The following is a 15,542-nucleotide window of genomic DNA, read 5'->3' as shown; positions in this document are numbered from 1 at the left end:
TCACCCCCTAGAGTGTGGCCATGGCCGAAGGGACGTACCAGCTGCCGCCGGACATCGCCAACTTTGTGAACCGGCACGACGAGCAGGCGCGGGCCTGCCGGGCCGCCGCGGAGCGGAACGGGCAGGCCCGCCCGCTGGTGATCACGCTCAGCGGACTCTGTGGAAGCGGCAAGACGGAACTGGCATTCCGCATCGCCCGGAAACTTTACGAGGACTACCAACCCGATGGAGTCCTCTATATCGACCTCGACGAGCTCCGGCGCGGCGGAGTCGTGGAGACCGCCGATGCCCAGGGCAAGTTGCTCGGGTCCCTGGGAGTGCGGGGGGAGTTCCTTGAACAATCGTTCGCGGCCCGGCACCGGCAGTACTGGGATCAGACGGGCCGGAAGCGGCTGGTCGTTGTTGTCGACAACGCGCGTTATGGCACTGAGCTGCTGCCCCTGCTCCCGTCATCCAGCGAGAGCGTGGTGATCGCCGCCAGCCATGGACAGCTGCGGGACCTGGAGAACGGCGCTGCCGTCGAACTCCCGCTGCGCCCCTTAACCGATGAGCACGCCAGGGAACTGTTGCACCGTATTGTCGCGGATCCCCGGCTGGCCGAGGAACCCGAGGCGGTGGAGGGGTTTGTGCGCCTGTGCTCCGGACTGCCCGTCGCCCTGCATGTCGCGGGCCGCTGGATGCGTAACCACCGCCGCCGCTCCCTCTCCCGGCTGCTCACCGAACTCGCGGCCGAAGTGGAGGAGAAGGGCCTGCCCGAGGTCGATGTCGATGCGGTATGGAACATCGTCTATCGAGAGCTGAGCCGCGAGGCCGCCCGGCTCTACCGGCTGCTCCCGGAACACCCTGGATTGTCCCTCTCGGCCGAGGCTGCCGCTGCGCTGTTGGATCAGGGCAAGGATGCCGCCGACGACGCCTTGGACGAGCTTGAGTCGGCCGGACTGGTGGAGATCAGGGATGGGCGGCTGCGCCTGCACGAACTGCTGCGCGCGCACGCTCGGCGGTGCGCTCGACGCGATGGCGACGCGGCAGAGCCGGCCGACGCCCGGCGGGTGCTGGTCCGTTGGTATCTCCGTCAGGCACAGCGTGCGGACGCGATGGCGGCGGGCGAACGCCTGACTTTCGGCATGCCTGTTCCGCATACTCCGTCCGCTCCCGATGTGACCTTCGCCGGGAAGCCGGATGCGTTGCACTGGCTGGAGACCGAACGCCATGCGCTCTACGGTTGTGTGGCTCTCGCCCACGCACTGGGGATGGACGAGGAGGCATCGGCCCTGTGCGAACCCGTGTGGACGCACTACCTGGACCATCCGCACTACGCCGATGTCCTCGACGCCTTCCGTACCGGCCTTGCGTCGGCCCAGCGCGCCGGGCGGTCGGCATTCACCATCCGGATGCGCTGTCAGCTGGCCCGCCCGCTATGGGAGCAAGGGCACTTCGTGGAGGCCGAGGCCGAACTGCGGCGCGCAATGAACGGGCTGAGCCTGCTGGGGAGTTCCGAGAGGGAGCGCAAGCTGGGCGGGTCAGTGCTGGAGTTCCGCGGGAGGCTGCGCTTCGCCCAGCGGGACTGGACCGGCGCGGCGCAGGACTTCGAGGCGTCCCTCGCGGTGCACCGCGCGCTGAAGAATGCCTACGGTGTGATGCTCCAGCAGCACCAGCTGGGACAGGCACTCGCCGCTCTCGGCCAACCGGAACGGGCCGTGGCGCTGTTGGAGCAGGCGCACCGGGCGGCGCGGGAACTCGGCCGTGAGCGCATGACCGCGCGCACCGGGTTCGAACTGGCCCAAGTGCTACGGCGTCTGGGGCAGCTGACCGAAGCGGGTGGGCTGTATACGGCGGCCCTGGATGCGGCGCGAGCGCGCGGATCCGAGTACGACCAGGCGCGGATCCACGATGCGCTGGGCGTCCTCGCCGAGGAGACCGGGGACGAGGCCGGGGCACGGGAGCACCAGGACGCGGCCCGCGCCATCCGCGAGCGGTGCGGAGCACTCGTCCGGCCCACTCAGTAAACCTGTTGTCCGGCCTCGTCTGCCTCGGCGGTCCTGAGCCGGACTCGGAAGGGACGGCCGCCGGTCACACAGACGAGGGTGGATGGCAGCTCCGAGTCCGTGCTCAGCCAGGTGTGGACGGCCGAGAGCACAGCGGCCGGGTCGGCGGTCAGGACGCGGCCGTTCTGCTGCACCCAGGGCTCGATGTGGACCGAGAGCAGCGTGCCACGGTGGGTGCGTGCCACACACAGGGCGGGTGTCAGGACGGCCGCCGCCAGTCGGCAGGCCGGGTACTCGGCCAGTACCTGGGCGGTCCATCCGGTCGCGGTCCAGGACGCGCCATGCGCGGCCGCCGGGCGGGAACGGGCCCGGAGGTAGAGCAAGGCGGCGCTCTGGAGCTGGCGTTCACCGGCCGTGCCGTACTCGGCGGCCAGGTGCTGGGCGGGTGCACCGAGATGGGCGGGGAAGCGCTCGACATGCACCTCGTTCCCGCTGATATGGGTGCGGATGGCGAAGGCGGTGGGCTCCCGGGCGGGTGGTGAGGGCTTGGGCAGGGGGCGGATGTCCACTGGTCCGGGCGGTGGAGTGAGGCCGAGCCGTCCGTACAGCTCCTTGCGCAGTCGCTCCAGCGCTCTTCCCTGTTCGGCGAACGCGGATTGGGCCAGCGCGTGTACGGTCCCGGGGCGGTGTGCTTGTAGCGCGGCCTCCAACCGTTCGGGACCGACCAGGCGGGGGCTGTGGGCCAGGAGTTTGGCCATGGGGCTGCCCGGGATCAGTTCAGCGCCCCCATCGCAGGCCACGATCAACGGGCGGTCCAGGGCCGCGGCGTAGAGCGCCGTCGAGCCATGGTCGGTGATCACCGCATCGGCCGCGATGAGCACCGCGCCCCAGTCCTCATACGGCCTGGCCAGGATCATCCCGGCATCGAGCGCCGGGGCCAGCTGCTGGGAGAGGTCGAAAGTCCCGATCCTGCTGTGCTCGTTGGGATGCAGTATCAGAGCCGACTGGTAGTCGTCGTGGGGCAGTTGGGAGGCCAGCCGGGCCGGCAGGTCCGGGCGGCGAGCCAGCAGTGACTCGGGGCCCCAGGTCGAGGTGAGGACTATCAGCTTCCGCCCGCCGGTGCCCAGGGCCGCCCGGTATCCGTCGCGGTGAGCGCGGGATTCCAGGATCCGGTCGAGCGTGGGGTCGCCGACCACGGCCGCATGGGTCGCGGCTGGTGGGCAGTGGGCAGCCAGGCGGGCGACTTGGCTGGGGTGAGCCAGCGCGTGGAGGGTGGCCATGGCGTGACCGTCCGACAGCAGGTGGGCCGGGTCGAGCCCGGAGGGCAGGCCGTATGAACCTTCCTGGTCCACGGTCTTGTTGAAGCCGGCGCCGTGCGGGAGCAGCACGCGCGGCCCCCGCAGCAGCCGCAGTTCACCCTTGGGGCTGGCCGCCAGGATCAGGTCGAACGAGCGTCGGCGGGCCGTGGCCCAGGGGATGGTGCGTGCCCGGGTGTGTTCGATCGCGGCCAGGGCCTGAACGTCGAAGTCGGAACCCGGGACGAGGGTGAAGAGGCGCTGGATGCGATCGTCACCGGCGAATACCGGGAGGACGTCCAGCAGCCGGTGGAGGGCGGTCGCCGACCGAACGGCGAACAGCACGGTCCTGCTGCCTGCTGCCTGCTGCCCGCTGCCCGCTGCCCGCTGCCCGCTGCCCGCTGGGTCAGTGTTCATGGTAGGGCAGGGGGTTTCCGCGTGTATGCCTTTTCTGCAGATCGGCGAGGGTATCAACGGGTCGGACGGCGGCATGCCGGAGATCGTACCCGTGGGGATCAGGCGGGGATCAGGGGAGTTGGCGCCGCAGGGCCGGGCGAGCAGAATGCGCCCATGAGTGACTGGGGGATCGCATTGATCGCGGCGGGTTCGGCGCTGGCCGGCAGTGTTGTCACGGGGTTGTTCGGGCGCAGCGCGGGTGACCGGCAGGCGGAGGCGGCCCGGGCCACGGCTCGGATGACGCTTGAGGAGCAGCGGGCCGCACGGGTGCTGGAGCTGCGGCGGCAGACCTATGTGGGGTTTCTGCAGGCGGCGGAGGCCGTGTTGCTGACGCAGCGGACGGGGGAGGGGCTCCGGAGCGATCGCGCCGATCTGCAGCGGGTGCTGGGTGCGGTGTCGTTGGAGGGGCCGGAGGAGGTGGCCGGGGCGGCGCGTGAGCTGGTCGACCGCTATCAGCGGGGCCGTTCGCCGGACGAGCTGGAGGAGGCGAGGGCGGACTTCGTCCGGGCCGCCCGGGGCGCCCTGAGGGACGAGTGACTGCATAAATCGAAAACAAGGCCGAAGCTCGTGAGATTGACAGGCAGTCCTGGCCCGGCGAACCTGGCTGGCGGTGATCGGTGGGTGATCGGCGACAGGAGAGCCGGACGGCCGTCGAGCACCGCTGATGTGACGTCCCGGCGTTCGCCGGGTTTCCTGGATTTCTCGGAGGCAGTGGTGACAGAGGCACGCACGCACGGCGGGCGGTATGGAAAGGCGCTGGCGGCGATCGGCGCGGCCACGGCCCTGGCGGCCGTGGCGGCGGCCCCGGCGGGCGCCGCGACCCCGGCCCGTGGTGGTGAGCGTTATGTTGCCCTCGGTGACTCCTACACCTCCGGGCCGGGCATCCCGAGCCAGAGCGGCGGCGACTGCGCGCGGTCGAGTGTCAACTACCCGTCCCTCACGGCCAAGGCGCTGAAGCTGAAGTCCTTCAAGGACGTCAGCTGCAGCGGTGCGAAGACCGATGACATGTGGCGTGCGCAGGGTGCCAACGCACCCCAGCTCAATGCTCTCGGCAAGCACACCAGGATCGTCACGGTGGGCATCGGCGGCAATGACATCGGCTTCAGCGAGATCATCGGGACCTGTGTGAAGCTGTCCGTCACGGACCCGGCGGGCGCCCCCTGTCGCAAGCAGTACACCGCGGGCGGCACCGACCAGCTCACCGCGCGGGTCAACCGGGCCGCGCCCAAGGTCGCCCGGGTGCTGAAGGCCATTCACCAGCGGGCGCCGCACGCCCGGGTGGTACTGGCCGGCTACCCGTCGATCATGCCGGACAACGGGGTGGGCTGCTTCCCGTCCGTGCCGGTCGCCGCCGGTGACGTCCCCTACCTCCGGAACGCCGAGAAGCGGCTCAATGCGATGCTCAAGGCGCAGGCGGGCAAGGCGCACGTCCGCTACGCCGACACCTACCGGGCGACCGTCGGCCATGACGTCTGCCAACCGCAGGACAAGCGCTGGATCGAGGGCGCCCGGCCCGGCCGTCCGGCCGCGCCCTTCCACCCCAACGCCGACGGCGAGCGGGCCATGTCGCGGCCGGTGCTCGCCGAGTTGCGCAAGCACTGACCCCCGCAGCGCGTGCCACCTGTCGGTGAGCGGGCCCCGCGAGTAGGCTCCGGGACCCATTCGCCGACAGGGGAGGCAGCAGCGATGGCCGGTACCAGACCGACCGGATTCCGACATCTGCCCGTGCTCGCCGCGACGGTCACACTCGTCGCCGGGGTGGGCATCGCACCGTCCGCCCTCGCCCGGGGCATCAGCGGTGAGGTGCCCGCGCCCGCCAAGTCACCGCTGGCCGTCGGCAGTGGCGGGGCGGTGGCGAGCGTCGACGCCAATGCGTCGGCGGCCGGCATCGAGGTGCTGCGCAAGGGCGGCAATGCCGTCGACGCCGCGGTGGCCACATCCGCCGCGCTCGGGGTCACCGAGCCGTACTCGGGCGGCATCGGCGGTGGCGGCTACCTCGTCTACTACAACGCCAGATCCCACCGGGTCTTCACCATCGACGGCCGGGAACGTGCCCCGCTCACCGCCACCAAGGGCCTCTTCCTGGAGAAGGGGCGGCCGATCCCCTTCGACGACGCGGTCACCAGCGGGCTGAGCGTCGGCGTTCCGGGTACGCCCGCCACCTGGGACACCGCCCTGCGCAGCTGGGGCAGCAGATCGCTGGGGCAGCTGCTGAAGCCCGCCGAACGGCTGGCCCGCAAGGGCTTCACGGTCGACGAGACCTTCCGGCAGCAGACCGCCGACAACGCCAAGCGCTTCAAGGACTTCCCGGCCACCGCCAGGCTCTTCCTGCCGGGCGGCAGGCCTCCGGCCGTGGGCTCGACGCTGAAGAACCCCGATCTGGCGCGCACCTATGAGCTGTTGGGGAAGCAGGGCATCGGCGCCGTCTACGGCGGTGAGCTGGGGCGCGATCTGCTCAGGACGGTGCGCAGGCCGCCGGTCGACCCCGCGTCGGGGCGGCCGGCCCGGCCGGGCCGGCTGACCGAGCGGGACCTGCGGGCGTACTCGGTCAAGCGGCAGGCGCCGACGCACACCACCTACCGCGGTCTCGATGTGTATGGCATGGCCCCGTCCTCCTCCGGTGGCACCACGGTCGCCGAGGCGCTCAACATCCTGGAACGGGGCAACCTCCACCGGCTGGACCGGCAGACCTATCTGCACCGCTATCTCGAGGCGAGCCGCGTCGCCTTCGCCGACCGCAACCGGTGGGTCGGCGATCCGGCTCAGGAGAAGGTGCCCACCGGCGAGTTGACCTCCAAGCGGTTCGCCGATGCCCGCTCCTGCCTGATCAGCGACAAGAAGGCGCTGACCAGCCCGCTCGCCCCCGGTGACCCGCGCCACCCGGCGCCCTGCGCGGCGCACCGCCGGGCGGCGCCCACCCCCTATGAGGGGCAGCAGACCACTCATCTGACGGTGGCCGACAAGTGGGGCAATGTGGTCGCCTACACCTTCACCATCGAACAGACCGGCGGCAGCGGAATCACCGTCCCCGGACGGGGATTCCTGCTCAACAACGAGCTGACCGACTTCTCCTTCACCCCGGTGAGCCCGGGCGTCCACGACCCCAACCTGCCGGGGCCGGGCAAGCGCCCGCGTTCGTCGATCTCGCCGACGGTGGTTCTCGAACACGGCAGGTTCGCCTTTGCGCTCGGCTCGCCCGGTGGCGCGACGATCGTCACCACCGTGCTGCAGACCCTGCTCAACCATGTGGACCGCGGTATGCCGCTGGCGGCCGCGATCGCCGCGCCGCGCGCCAGTCAGCGCAATGCCGCGGTCACCGAGCTGGAGCCCGCCCTGTGGGACAGCCCGGTGCGCCGTCAACTGGAGGCCAGGGGCCAGGTGTTCAAGCTGAATCCGGAGATCGGTGCCGCCACCGGCGTCCAGCGATTGCCGGACGGCCGGTGGCTGGCCGCCGCCGAGAAGGTGCGGCGCGGTGGTGGTTCGGCGATGGTGGTCAGCCCAGCAGGGCGATGATCGCGTCCGTGCTGTCGGTCTCGGCCAGCCGGGGCAGGCTCTTCTCGACGCTGACCCGGTGCGCCTCGGGGTCGAGGTCGGTGACGGCATCGGTGGCGACCGTCACGTGGTAGCCGTGCTCATGGGCGGCGCGGGCGGTGGATTCCACCCCGGCGCTGGTCGTGATGCCCGCGAGCACGATCTGGGTCACACCCCGGCGGCGCAGCTGGAGGTCCAGGTCGGTGGCGTGGAAGGCGCCCCAGGTGTGTTTGGTGATCACGATGTCGCCGTCCTGCCGGTCGAGTTCGGACCGCAGGTCGGCGAAGTCGGCCGGGGGCTCGCCACGGCGCAATGGCGCCTCCGAGCGGCCGGGGGCGCCGGGGCCCACGACGCGGACCAGCACCACCGGCAGGCCGTGCTCGCGGAAGGAGGCGGCCAGCCGCGCGCCGCGGGCGACGACCTCGTCGGCGGGGTGCACGGTGGGGAGGGCGGTGATGCCCTTCTGAAGGTCGATGAGGACCAGGGCGGTCTGTGGATCGAGAGTGGTGGCAGACATGACGCCACCCTAAAATAAAGAAAGGAAAACTTGCAAGATTCGCTGTTGAAGCTGTCGAGGTGGAACGCGCCCGCCCGTCACCCGACCACCACCCCTCATGGACGGCGCTACGCGCCGACCCGTTCTCCTCGCGCCGGTCTTGCCTCGGCGGGTGGCGGGTCCTACGGTCGCATCCACACGTGGATCTACGCGCGTCAGCCCGGCCGAATCCCCGGCAGAGGAGCAGCTTGTGACCCAACTCGTCCGCGCCGCACTGGTCCAGGCCACCTGGACCGGCGACACCGAATCGATGATCGCCAAGCATGAGGAGCACGCCCGCGCCGCCGCCGCCCAGGGCGCGAAGGTGATCGGCTTCCAGGAAGTCTTCAACGCCCCCTACTTCTGTCAGGTGCAGGAGAGCGAGCACTACCGCTGGGCCGAGCCCGTGCCCGACGGGCCGACCCTGCGCCGGATGCGTGAACTCGCCCGGGAGACCGGCATGGTGATCGTGGTGCCCGTCTTCGAGGTCGAATCCTCCGGCTTCTACTACAACACCGCCGCCGTCATCGACGCCGACGGCAGCTATCTGGGCAAGTACCGCAAGCACCACATCCCACAGCTCAAGGGATTCTGGGAGAAGTACTACTTCAAGCCGGGCAACCTCGGCTGGCCCGTCTTCGACACGGCCGTGGGCAGGGTCGGCGTCTACATCTGCTACGACCGCCACTTCCCCGAGGGCTGGCGGCAACTCGGCCTGAACGGCGCCCAGCTGGTCTACAACCCCTCCGCCACCTCGCGCGGGCTCTCCGGCCACCTCTGGAAGCTCGAACAGCCCGCCGCCGCCGTGGCCAATGAGTACTTCATCGCCGCCATCAACCGCGTCGGCCGGGAGGAGTACGGGGACAACGACTTCTACGGCACCTCCTACTTCGTCGACCCGCGCGGCCAGTTCGTCGGGGCCCTCGCCAGTGACAGCAAGGAGGAACTGGTCGTCCGCGACCTCGACTTCGCCCTCATCGACGAAGTGCGGCGGCAGTGGGCCTTCTACCGCGACCGCAGGCCCGACGCCTACGACGGGCTGGTCCGGCCGTGACCTCCCTCCATGAGCGCCACCGGGCCGTGCTGCCCGACTGGCTCGCCCTCTACTACCGTGAGCCCCTCGAACTCACCCGGGGCGAGGGCCGGCACGTCTGGGACGCCGAGGGCCGGCGCTACCTCGACTTCTTCGGCGGCATCCTCACCACCATGACCGCCCATGCGCTGCCCGGGGTCACCCAGGCGGTCAGCGAGCAGGCCGGGCGCATCCTGCACACCTCCACCCTCTATCTCGACCGGCACCTGGTCGAACTGGCCGAGCGCATCGCCGCCCTCTCCCGGATCCCCGACGCCCGCGTCTTCTTCACCACCTCCGGCACCGAGGCCAATGACACGGCCCTGCTCCTGGCCACCACCCACCGGCGCTCCAACCAGGTCCTGGCGATGCGCAACAGCTATCACGGCCGCTCCTTCTCCGCGGTCGCCATCACCGGCAACTCCGCCTGGTCACCCACCAGTCTGTCGCCGCTGCAGACGCTGTATGTGCATGGCGCGGTGCGCTCGCGCGGCCCCTATGCCCACCTGTCCGACGGGCAGTTCATCGAGGCCTGCGTCGCGGACCTGGAGGATCTGCTCGGCCAGACCCATGGCAGGGTCGCCGCGCTGATCGCCGAACCCGTGCAGGGCGCCGGCGGGTTCACCGCGCCGCCGGACGGGCTGTACGCGGCGTTCCGCGAAGTCCTCGTCCGGCACGGCATCCTGTGGATCACCGATGAGGTCCAGACCGGCTGGGGCCGTACCGGCGACCACTTCTGGGGCTGGCAGGCACACGCCGAGAACGGCCCGCCCGATCTGCTCACCTTCGCCAAGGGCATCGGCAACGGCATGTCCATCGGCGGGGTCGTCGCCCGCGCCGAGATCATGAACTGCCTGGACGCCAACTCCATCTCGACCTTCGGCGGCAGCCCCGTCACCATGGCGGCCGGCCTCGCCAACCTCAACCACCTGCTGGAGCACGACCTGCAGGGCAACGCCCGGCGGGTGGGCGGCCTCCTCATCGAGCGGCTGCGCGCCGTCGCCGCCGGGCTCCCGGTGGTCCGCGAAGTGCGCGGCCGCGGCCTGATGATCGGCGTCGAGCTGGTGGAGGAGGACGGCACGCCCTCTCCGCACGCCGCCTCCCTCGCCCTGGAACACGCCCGTGAGCTCGGCCTGTTGCTCGGCAGGGGCGGCCGCGAGGGCAACGCCCTGCGCATCGCCCCGCCGCTGAGCCTCACCGTCGCCGAGGCCGAGGAGGGCGCGGCACTGCTCGAGGAGACCCTGCGCCAGGTGCAGTACACCATCGGCGGAAAGGAACTGCCATGACCAGGATCCTCATCCGGGGCGGACTGGTCATCACCGCCGCCGAGGAGACCCCCGCGGACGTCCTCGTCGAGGACGGCAGGGTCGCGGCGCTGGCCGCACCCGACAGCACCTGGGCCCAGGGCTGGACGGCCGACCGCACCATCGACGCGACGGGGAAGTACGTCATCCCGGGCGGGGTCGACGCACACACCCACTTCGAGCTCCCCTTCGGCGGCACGTCCTCCTCCGACACCTTTGAAACCGGCACCCGCGCCGCCGCCTGGGGCGGCACCACCACCGTCGTCGACTTCGCCGTACAGACCCGCGGCCAGGCCCTGCGCGAAGGGCTGGACGCCTGGCACGCCAAGGCCGAGGGCAACTGTGCGATCGACTACGCCTTCCATATGATCCTCTCCGATGTGAACGAGAACTCGCTCAAGGAGATGGACCTGCTGGTCTCCGAGGGATGCACCTCCTTCAAGCTGTTCATGGCCTACCCCGGCGTCTTCTACAGCGACGACGGACAGATCCTGCGGGCCATGCAACGCGCCGCGGGCAACGGTGGGTTGATCATGATGCATGCCGAGAACGGCATCGCCATCGACGTCCTCGTCGAGCAGGCCCTCGCCGCGGGCCGCACCGCACCCCGCCACCACGGGGAGGTCCGCAGGACGCTGCTGGAGGCCGAGGCCACCCACCGCGCCATCCAGCTCGCCCGGGTGGCCGGCAGCCCCCTCTATGTGGTCCATGTCTCCGCCGAGGAGGCCGTCACCGAGCTCGCCCTGGCCCGCGACCGGGGACTGCCGGTCTTCGGCGAGACCTGCCCGCAGTACCTCTTCCTCTCCACCGACAACCTCGCCGAGCCGGGCTTCGAGGGCGCCAAATACGTCTGCTCCACACCCCTGCGGCCCCGGGAGCACCAGGAGGCGCTCTGGCGCGGACTGCGCACCAATGACCTCCAGGTGGTCTCCACCGACCACTGCCCCTTCTGCTTCGCCGGCCAGAAGGAGCTCGGCCGGGGCGACTTCTCCAAGATCCCCAACGGGCTGCCCGGGGTGGAGAACCGGATGGACCTCCTCCATCAGGCCGTGGTGGACGGGCATATCAGCCGCCGCCGCTGGATCGAGATCGCCTGCGCGGCGCCCGCCCGGATGTTCGGCCTGGCTCCCGGCAAGGGCACCATCACCCCCGGCGCGGACGCCGACATCGTCGTCTACGACCCGCACGCCCGGCAGGTCATCTCCGCCGGGACCCACCATATGAACGTCGACTACTCGGCCTACGAGGGCAAACGGATCACCGGACAGGTGGAGACCGTCCTCTCGCGCGGCGAAGTCGTCATCGACCAGCGGCAGTTCACCGGTCACGCCGGACACGGCCGCTATGTACCCCGCGCCACTCTCTCCCTGTAAGGAGCACCAGCGTTGGACTTCGGCCTCGTTCTGCAGACCGACCCGCCCGCCTCCGCCGTCGTGGAACTGATGCGCCGCGCCGAACGGGTCGGCTTCCGCTACGGCTGGACCTTTGACTCCGCCGTGCTGTGGCAGGAGCCCTTCGTCATCCACAGCCGGATCCTGGAACACACCGAACGGCTCATCGTCGGGCCCATGGTCACCAACCCCTCCACCCGCACCCCCGAGGTCACCGCCTCCACCTTCGCCACGCTCAACGACATGTACGGCAACCGCACGGTATGCGGCATCGGCCGCGGTGACTCGGCGATGCGGGTCGCCGGGCGCAGGCCCAACACCCTTGCCGCGCTGCGGGATTCCCTGCGCATCATCCGCGACCTGGCCGAGGGGCGGGAGGCGGACATCGGCGGGACGCGGCTGCGGCTGCCCTGGGTGCGAGGCGGGCGGCTGCCGGTGTGGATGGCGGCGTACGGGCCCAAGGCGCTGGCCCTGGCCGGGCAGGAGGCCGATGGGTTCATCCTCCAGCTCGCCGACCCCTTTCTGACCGAATGGATGATCAAGGCGGTACGGACCGCCGCGGCCGACGCGGGCCGCGACCCCGCCTCCCTCACCATCTGCGTGGCCGCCCCCGCGTACGTCGGGGACGACCTGGCCCATGCGCGCGAACAGTGCCGCTGGTTCGGCGGCATGGTCGGCAACCATGTCGCCGACCTGGTGGCCCGTTACGGCGAACACTCCGGCATGGTGCCGGAGGCCCTCACCGCCTACGTCAAACGGCGCGCGGGCTATGACTACAGCCACCACGGGCGGGCCGGGAACCCGTCCACGGACTTCGTACCCGACGAGATCGTGGACCGCTTCTGCGTGCTGGGACCGCTGTCCGCACACCGGGAACGGCTGGAGCGGCTGCGGGAGTTGGGGGTGGACCAGTTCGCGCTGTATGCGATGCACGATGCGAAGGAGGCGACCATCGACGCGTACGGGGGGCTCATCGCGGAGCTGGGGTAGCGGGGCCCGCCCGGGGACACCCCCTACGGCACCCGGGCGGTCCACTCGGGGGAGCTGAACTTCGCCGCCGCCAACTCCTCGGCCCGGGCCAGCTCTTCGGGGCTGACGGAACCCTCCGTCAGCCCGTACCGCCCCCGGAAGGACTCGATCATCTTCTCGATGACCGCCGTCCGCGGCAGCCCGGTCTGCCGGCGCAGCGGATCCACCCGCTTCTTGGCGCTCCTGGTGCCCTTGTCCGACAGCTTCTCCTGGCCGATGCGCAGCACCTCGAGCATCTTGTCGGCGTCGATGTCGTACGCCATGGTCACATGGTGCAGCACGGCCCCGGCACCCCCCACCAGCCGCTTCTGCGCGGCACCCGCGATCTTCCCGGACTCGGTGGCGATGTCGTTGAGCGGCTGGTACCAGGCCTTGACGCCCAGGCCCGCCAGGGCGCCGAGCACCCAGTCGTCCAGATACGCGTAGCTGTCCGCGAAGGACAGCCCGTGCACCAGCGCCTCCGGTACGCACAGGGAGTAGGTGATGGTGTTGCCCGGTTCGCAGAACATCGCTCCGCCGCCGCTGATCCGGCGCACCACCGTGATGCCGTGCCGGGCGGCGCCCTGGGGATCGACCTCGTTGCGCAGTGACTGGAAGCTGCCGATGACCACCGCGGGGGAGCCCCACTCCCACACCCGCAGGGTCGGCGGCCGCCGGCCGGCCGCCACTTCCGCGGTCAGCACCTCATCCAGCGCCATGTGCAGGGCGGGGGACTGCGGCCCGTCGTGGATCAGTTGCCAGTCGTAGGTGTGCATGCGGTGCAGCAGGGGACGCCAGGTTTCGCCGAGGGGGGTTTGCGGACCCGACGCGGACTCAGTGGACTCGTGTATCACGACACCACCCTAAGCCGGGTCGCCGGGTCCAGCCCCTGGCGGACGTCCTCGACAGCGTGGTCCGACTCATGGCTGTAGAGCCATGTCACCCTCCCGTCGCGCTGCTGGTCGAGGACGACCTGGGTGTTCTTCTCCGAGACGCCGTGCGGACGTGCGGCTCCAGTAGCCCGCGCCGGCCGTAAACGGCTGGCGCGGCATTCGGATACGGCGGATGATTCGCAAGGTCCGGCTCGCTGAGACCCTCTCCACCTCTCTGGGGGAAATCGTGATGACCGTTGCCGTGTCCGAGCCGCCCGGACCCCGGCCCGAAGTCCGCGCAGAGGCCGGGGTGCTGCGGGGCAGCCGGGAAGCGGGTGTGGCGGTCTTCCGCGGTATCCCGTTCGCCGAGCCTCCGGTCGGCGTGTTGCGATTCGCCGCGCCGCGGCCGGTACCGGGCTGGAGCGAAGTGCGCGAGGCCGTCTCGTACGGTCCGCCGCCCCCGCAGGCCGGTCTGTTCGGCATGGACGCGCTGTCGCAGGACGCGCTGGGCCACGACTGGCTGACGGTCAACGTCTGGTCGCCCGAACCCTATCCGGGCGCAGGGCTGCCGGTGATGGTGTGGATCCAGGGTGGAGCCTACGTGTTCGGCATGTCCGGCCTCCCCGAGTACGACGGTGGCCGACTCGCTCGGGACGGTGACGTCGTGGTGGTGACGTTCAACTACCGCGTGGGTATGGAGGGCTTCGGGAAGATCGAGGGGGCTCCCCCCAACCGGGGTCTCCTGGACCAGGTTGCTGCTCTGGAGTGGGTGCGCGACAACATCCGGGCCTTCGGCGGTGCCCCCGACCGGGTCACGGTCTTCGGCCAGTCGGCGGGTGGGGGATCGATCGCCGCGCTGCTGGCGATGAGCCGTGCGGCCGGACTTTTCCGACGGGCCGTCGCGCAGAGTGTGCAGGGCACGTTCTTCTCACCGGAGCTTGCCTCGGATATCGCTGCCGCCTGCGCCGCCGAACTGGGGCTGCGGCCCACGGTGGCCGACCTGTCCGGCGTTGCCCCGCACCAGCTGTCCGCTGCGGGTGACGTGCTCAGCGCCAAGATGGACCAGTGGGCGGAACGCTGGGGGCTGCCCGCGCACAGGACGATCCCCTTCTCGCCTGTCGTCGATGGCGAGGTCCTGCCCTGCACCCCGTGGCAGGCCCTGTCCGACGGCGGCGGTCGCGATATCGAGCTCCTCGTCGGCCACACCCGCGAGGAGCACCGCCTGTTCACCGCGATCACCGGCCTGCTCGGCGGGGTGAGCGAGGAGCAGGCGGTGTCCGCCCTCCGCGTCTTCGCCCCGGGCCCGGACGGCGCGCGCCGCTACCGCGATGCCTTCCCGACGGCGGGCCCGGACGAGCTGTACGAACTGGTCCATTCTGACTGGCTGTTCCGCATGCCGACGCTCCACCTCGCCCAGGCCCAGGCGGCCGCCGGCGGCCGCGTGCACGTTTACGAGCTGACCTGGCTGGCCCCGGGCATGGGCGGCACCCTTGGCGCCTGCCACGGCCTCGATGTCCCCCTCGTCTTCGGCAACCTGGACCGAGGCCAGCCTGCCATGCTGATCGGTGAAGCGCCTTCCCCGGAGGCAGAAGCCCTGTCCACCCACATGCGCGCCGCATGGACGTCATTCGCTGCCCACGGCGACCCAGGCTGGCCCGCGTACGACACCGATCAGCGCCTCGTTCAGCTCTTCGACACCAGACCGGCTGTCGCCGCCTATCCGGAAGAGCCCTCCCGCCTGATCTGGCAGAACCACACCTTCCCCGTGCTGCCGCTGATCAGCCGGTAGCGCCGGCCGGCCTGAACAGAGAGGGTCCCGGAGACCTGGTCATCCTGGACTGGGAAAGTTACGGCGCCGCCAATCAGCGAGTACCTCGGACGACTCAGGCCGCCCACGGGGGGTTTGCGGACCCGACGCGGACTTCGTGGACCTGTGTATCACGACACCACGCCAAGCCGGGTCGCCGGGTCCGACTCGTGGGTACCGAGCCATGCCAAAGGCCTCGCCGTCAAACGCCATCCCCAGGGCGAAACGCCCGGATGCTGAACGGAAAATCGATCTTCGGGAGGGCAGACGGCAGCATCCGGGCCGC

General features: G+C 70.5%; 11 protein-coding genes and 1 pseudogene. 9 read left to right on the top strand and 3 right to left on the bottom strand.

Annotated features, from left to right (window positions below; genetic code table 11):
• Positions 1 to 20 precede the first annotated feature (20 nt).
• Positions 21 to 2,006 (top strand): NB-ARC domain-containing protein, encoded by a 1,986-nt coding sequence (locus ABCR83_RS12545; RefSeq protein ID WP_462695009.1) that lies wholly within the window; start codon positions 21 to 23, stop codon positions 2,004 to 2,006.
• Here the strand turns inward: ABCR83_RS12545 and ABCR83_RS12540 are convergent.
• Positions 2,000 to 3,697, bottom strand: a complete 1,698-nt coding sequence (locus ABCR83_RS12540; protein ID WP_462695008.1) for a translation initiation factor 2 — start codon at positions 3,695 to 3,697, stop codon at positions 2,000 to 2,002. The genes ABCR83_RS12545 and ABCR83_RS12540 overlap by 7 nt on opposite strands.
• Before the next feature lie 153 nt (positions 3,698 to 3,850).
• Between ABCR83_RS12540 and ABCR83_RS12535 the strand changes: the two genes are divergently transcribed.
• From ABCR83_RS12535 to ggt, 3 genes are all read left to right on the top strand, one after another.
• Entirely contained in the window at positions 3,851 to 4,273 is a 423-nt protein-coding gene (locus ABCR83_RS12535; RefSeq protein ID WP_462695007.1) for a hypothetical protein, read from the top strand.
• A gap of 177 nt (positions 4,274 to 4,450) precedes the next feature.
• The gene (locus ABCR83_RS12530; RefSeq protein WP_462695006.1) at positions 4,451 to 5,338 is read left to right on the top strand and encodes an SGNH/GDSL hydrolase family protein; all 888 of its coding nucleotides are present in this window, start codon (positions 4,451 to 4,453) and stop codon (positions 5,336 to 5,338) included.
• A gap of 84 nt (positions 5,339 to 5,422) precedes the next feature.
• Positions 5,423 to 7,249 carry a gamma-glutamyltransferase gene (ggt, locus tag ABCR83_RS12525; RefSeq protein ID WP_462695005.1) on the top strand — a complete coding sequence of 609 codons (1,827 nt, stop codon included), beginning with the start codon at positions 5,423 to 5,425 and terminating at the stop codon, positions 7,247 to 7,249.
• Here ggt and ABCR83_RS12520 read toward each other — a convergent pair.
• Positions 7,230 to 7,784: an isochorismatase family protein gene (locus ABCR83_RS12520; RefSeq protein WP_462695004.1), complete on the bottom strand. Its 555-nt coding sequence runs from the start codon at positions 7,782 to 7,784 to the stop codon at positions 7,230 to 7,232. The genes ggt and ABCR83_RS12520 overlap by 20 nt on opposite strands.
• A gap of 229 nt (positions 7,785 to 8,013) precedes the next feature.
• Here ABCR83_RS12520 and ABCR83_RS12515 point away from each other — a divergent pair, with 229 nt between their 5' ends.
• Genes ABCR83_RS12515 through ABCR83_RS12500 form a run of 4 tightly spaced genes read left to right on the top strand, consistent with a single transcriptional unit; the run spans position 8,014 to position 12,559 of the window.
• Positions 8,014 to 8,856, top strand: coding sequence for a nitrilase-related carbon-nitrogen hydrolase (locus ABCR83_RS12515; RefSeq protein WP_462695003.1), 843 nt, complete (start codon positions 8,014 to 8,016; stop codon positions 8,854 to 8,856).
• Positions 8,853 to 10,160 carry an aspartate aminotransferase family protein gene (locus ABCR83_RS12510; protein WP_462695002.1) on the top strand — a complete coding sequence of 436 codons (1,308 nt, stop codon included), beginning with the start codon at positions 8,853 to 8,855 and terminating at the stop codon, positions 10,158 to 10,160. Before ABCR83_RS12515 ends, ABCR83_RS12510 begins: the two co-directional genes overlap by 4 nt.
• Positions 10,157 to 11,551, top strand: coding sequence for a dihydropyrimidinase (gene hydA / locus ABCR83_RS12505; RefSeq protein WP_462695001.1), 1,395 nt, complete (start codon positions 10,157 to 10,159; stop codon positions 11,549 to 11,551). The genes ABCR83_RS12510 and hydA overlap by 4 nt, the downstream gene beginning before the upstream one ends.
• Positions 11,552 to 11,563: 12 nt before the next feature.
• Positions 11,564 to 12,559 carry a TIGR03842 family LLM class F420-dependent oxidoreductase gene (locus ABCR83_RS12500; protein WP_462695000.1) on the top strand — a complete coding sequence of 332 codons (996 nt, stop codon included), beginning with the start codon at positions 11,564 to 11,566 and terminating at the stop codon, positions 12,557 to 12,559.
• Positions 12,560 to 12,582: 23 nt separating this feature from the next.
• On the opposite strand, the pseudogene ABCR83_RS12495 reads toward ABCR83_RS12500, so the two are convergent.
• Positions 12,583 to 13,344, bottom strand: a pseudogene (locus ABCR83_RS12495) (lipoate--protein ligase family protein); the annotation flags it as partial.
• Positions 13,345 to 13,699: 355 nt separating this feature from the next.
• Here ABCR83_RS12495 and ABCR83_RS12490 point away from each other — a divergent pair.
• A complete protein-coding gene (locus tag ABCR83_RS12490) occupies positions 13,700 to 15,238 on the top strand; it encodes a carboxylesterase/lipase family protein (protein WP_462694999.1) in 1,539 nt (512 codons plus the stop codon).
• The last annotated feature ends 304 nt before the right edge of the window (positions 15,239 to 15,542 follow it).

The organism is Streptomyces xingningensis (genome assembly GCF_054957865.1).
Note: the sequence above shows the minus strand (reverse complement) of the source record. Positions and strands in the feature narration are given on the sequence as shown.

Bases quoted from the DNA above. Each gene is read 5' to 3' on its own strand.
- ABCR83_RS12545 (WP_462695009.1), top strand. From the start codon at position 21: ATGGCCGAAGGGACGTACCAGCTGCCGCCGGACATCGCCAACTTTGTG.
- ABCR83_RS12540 (WP_462695008.1), bottom strand. From the start codon at position 3,697: ATGAACACTGACCCAGCGGGCAGCGGGCAGCGGGCAGCGGGCAGCGGG.
- ABCR83_RS12535 (WP_462695007.1), top strand. From the start codon at position 3,851: ATGAGTGACTGGGGGATCGCATTGATCGCGGCGGGTTCGGCGCTGGCC.
- ggt (WP_462695005.1), top strand. From the start codon at position 5,423: ATGGCCGGTACCAGACCGACCGGATTCCGACATCTGCCCGTGCTCGCC.
- ABCR83_RS12520 (WP_462695004.1), bottom strand. From the start codon at position 7,784: ATGTCTGCCACCACTCTCGATCCACAGACCGCCCTGGTCCTCATCGAC.
- hydA (WP_462695001.1), top strand. From the start codon at position 10,157: ATGACCAGGATCCTCATCCGGGGCGGACTGGTCATCACCGCCGCCGAG.
- ABCR83_RS12490 (WP_462694999.1), top strand. From the start codon at position 13,700: ATGACCGTTGCCGTGTCCGAGCCGCCCGGACCCCGGCCCGAAGTCCGC.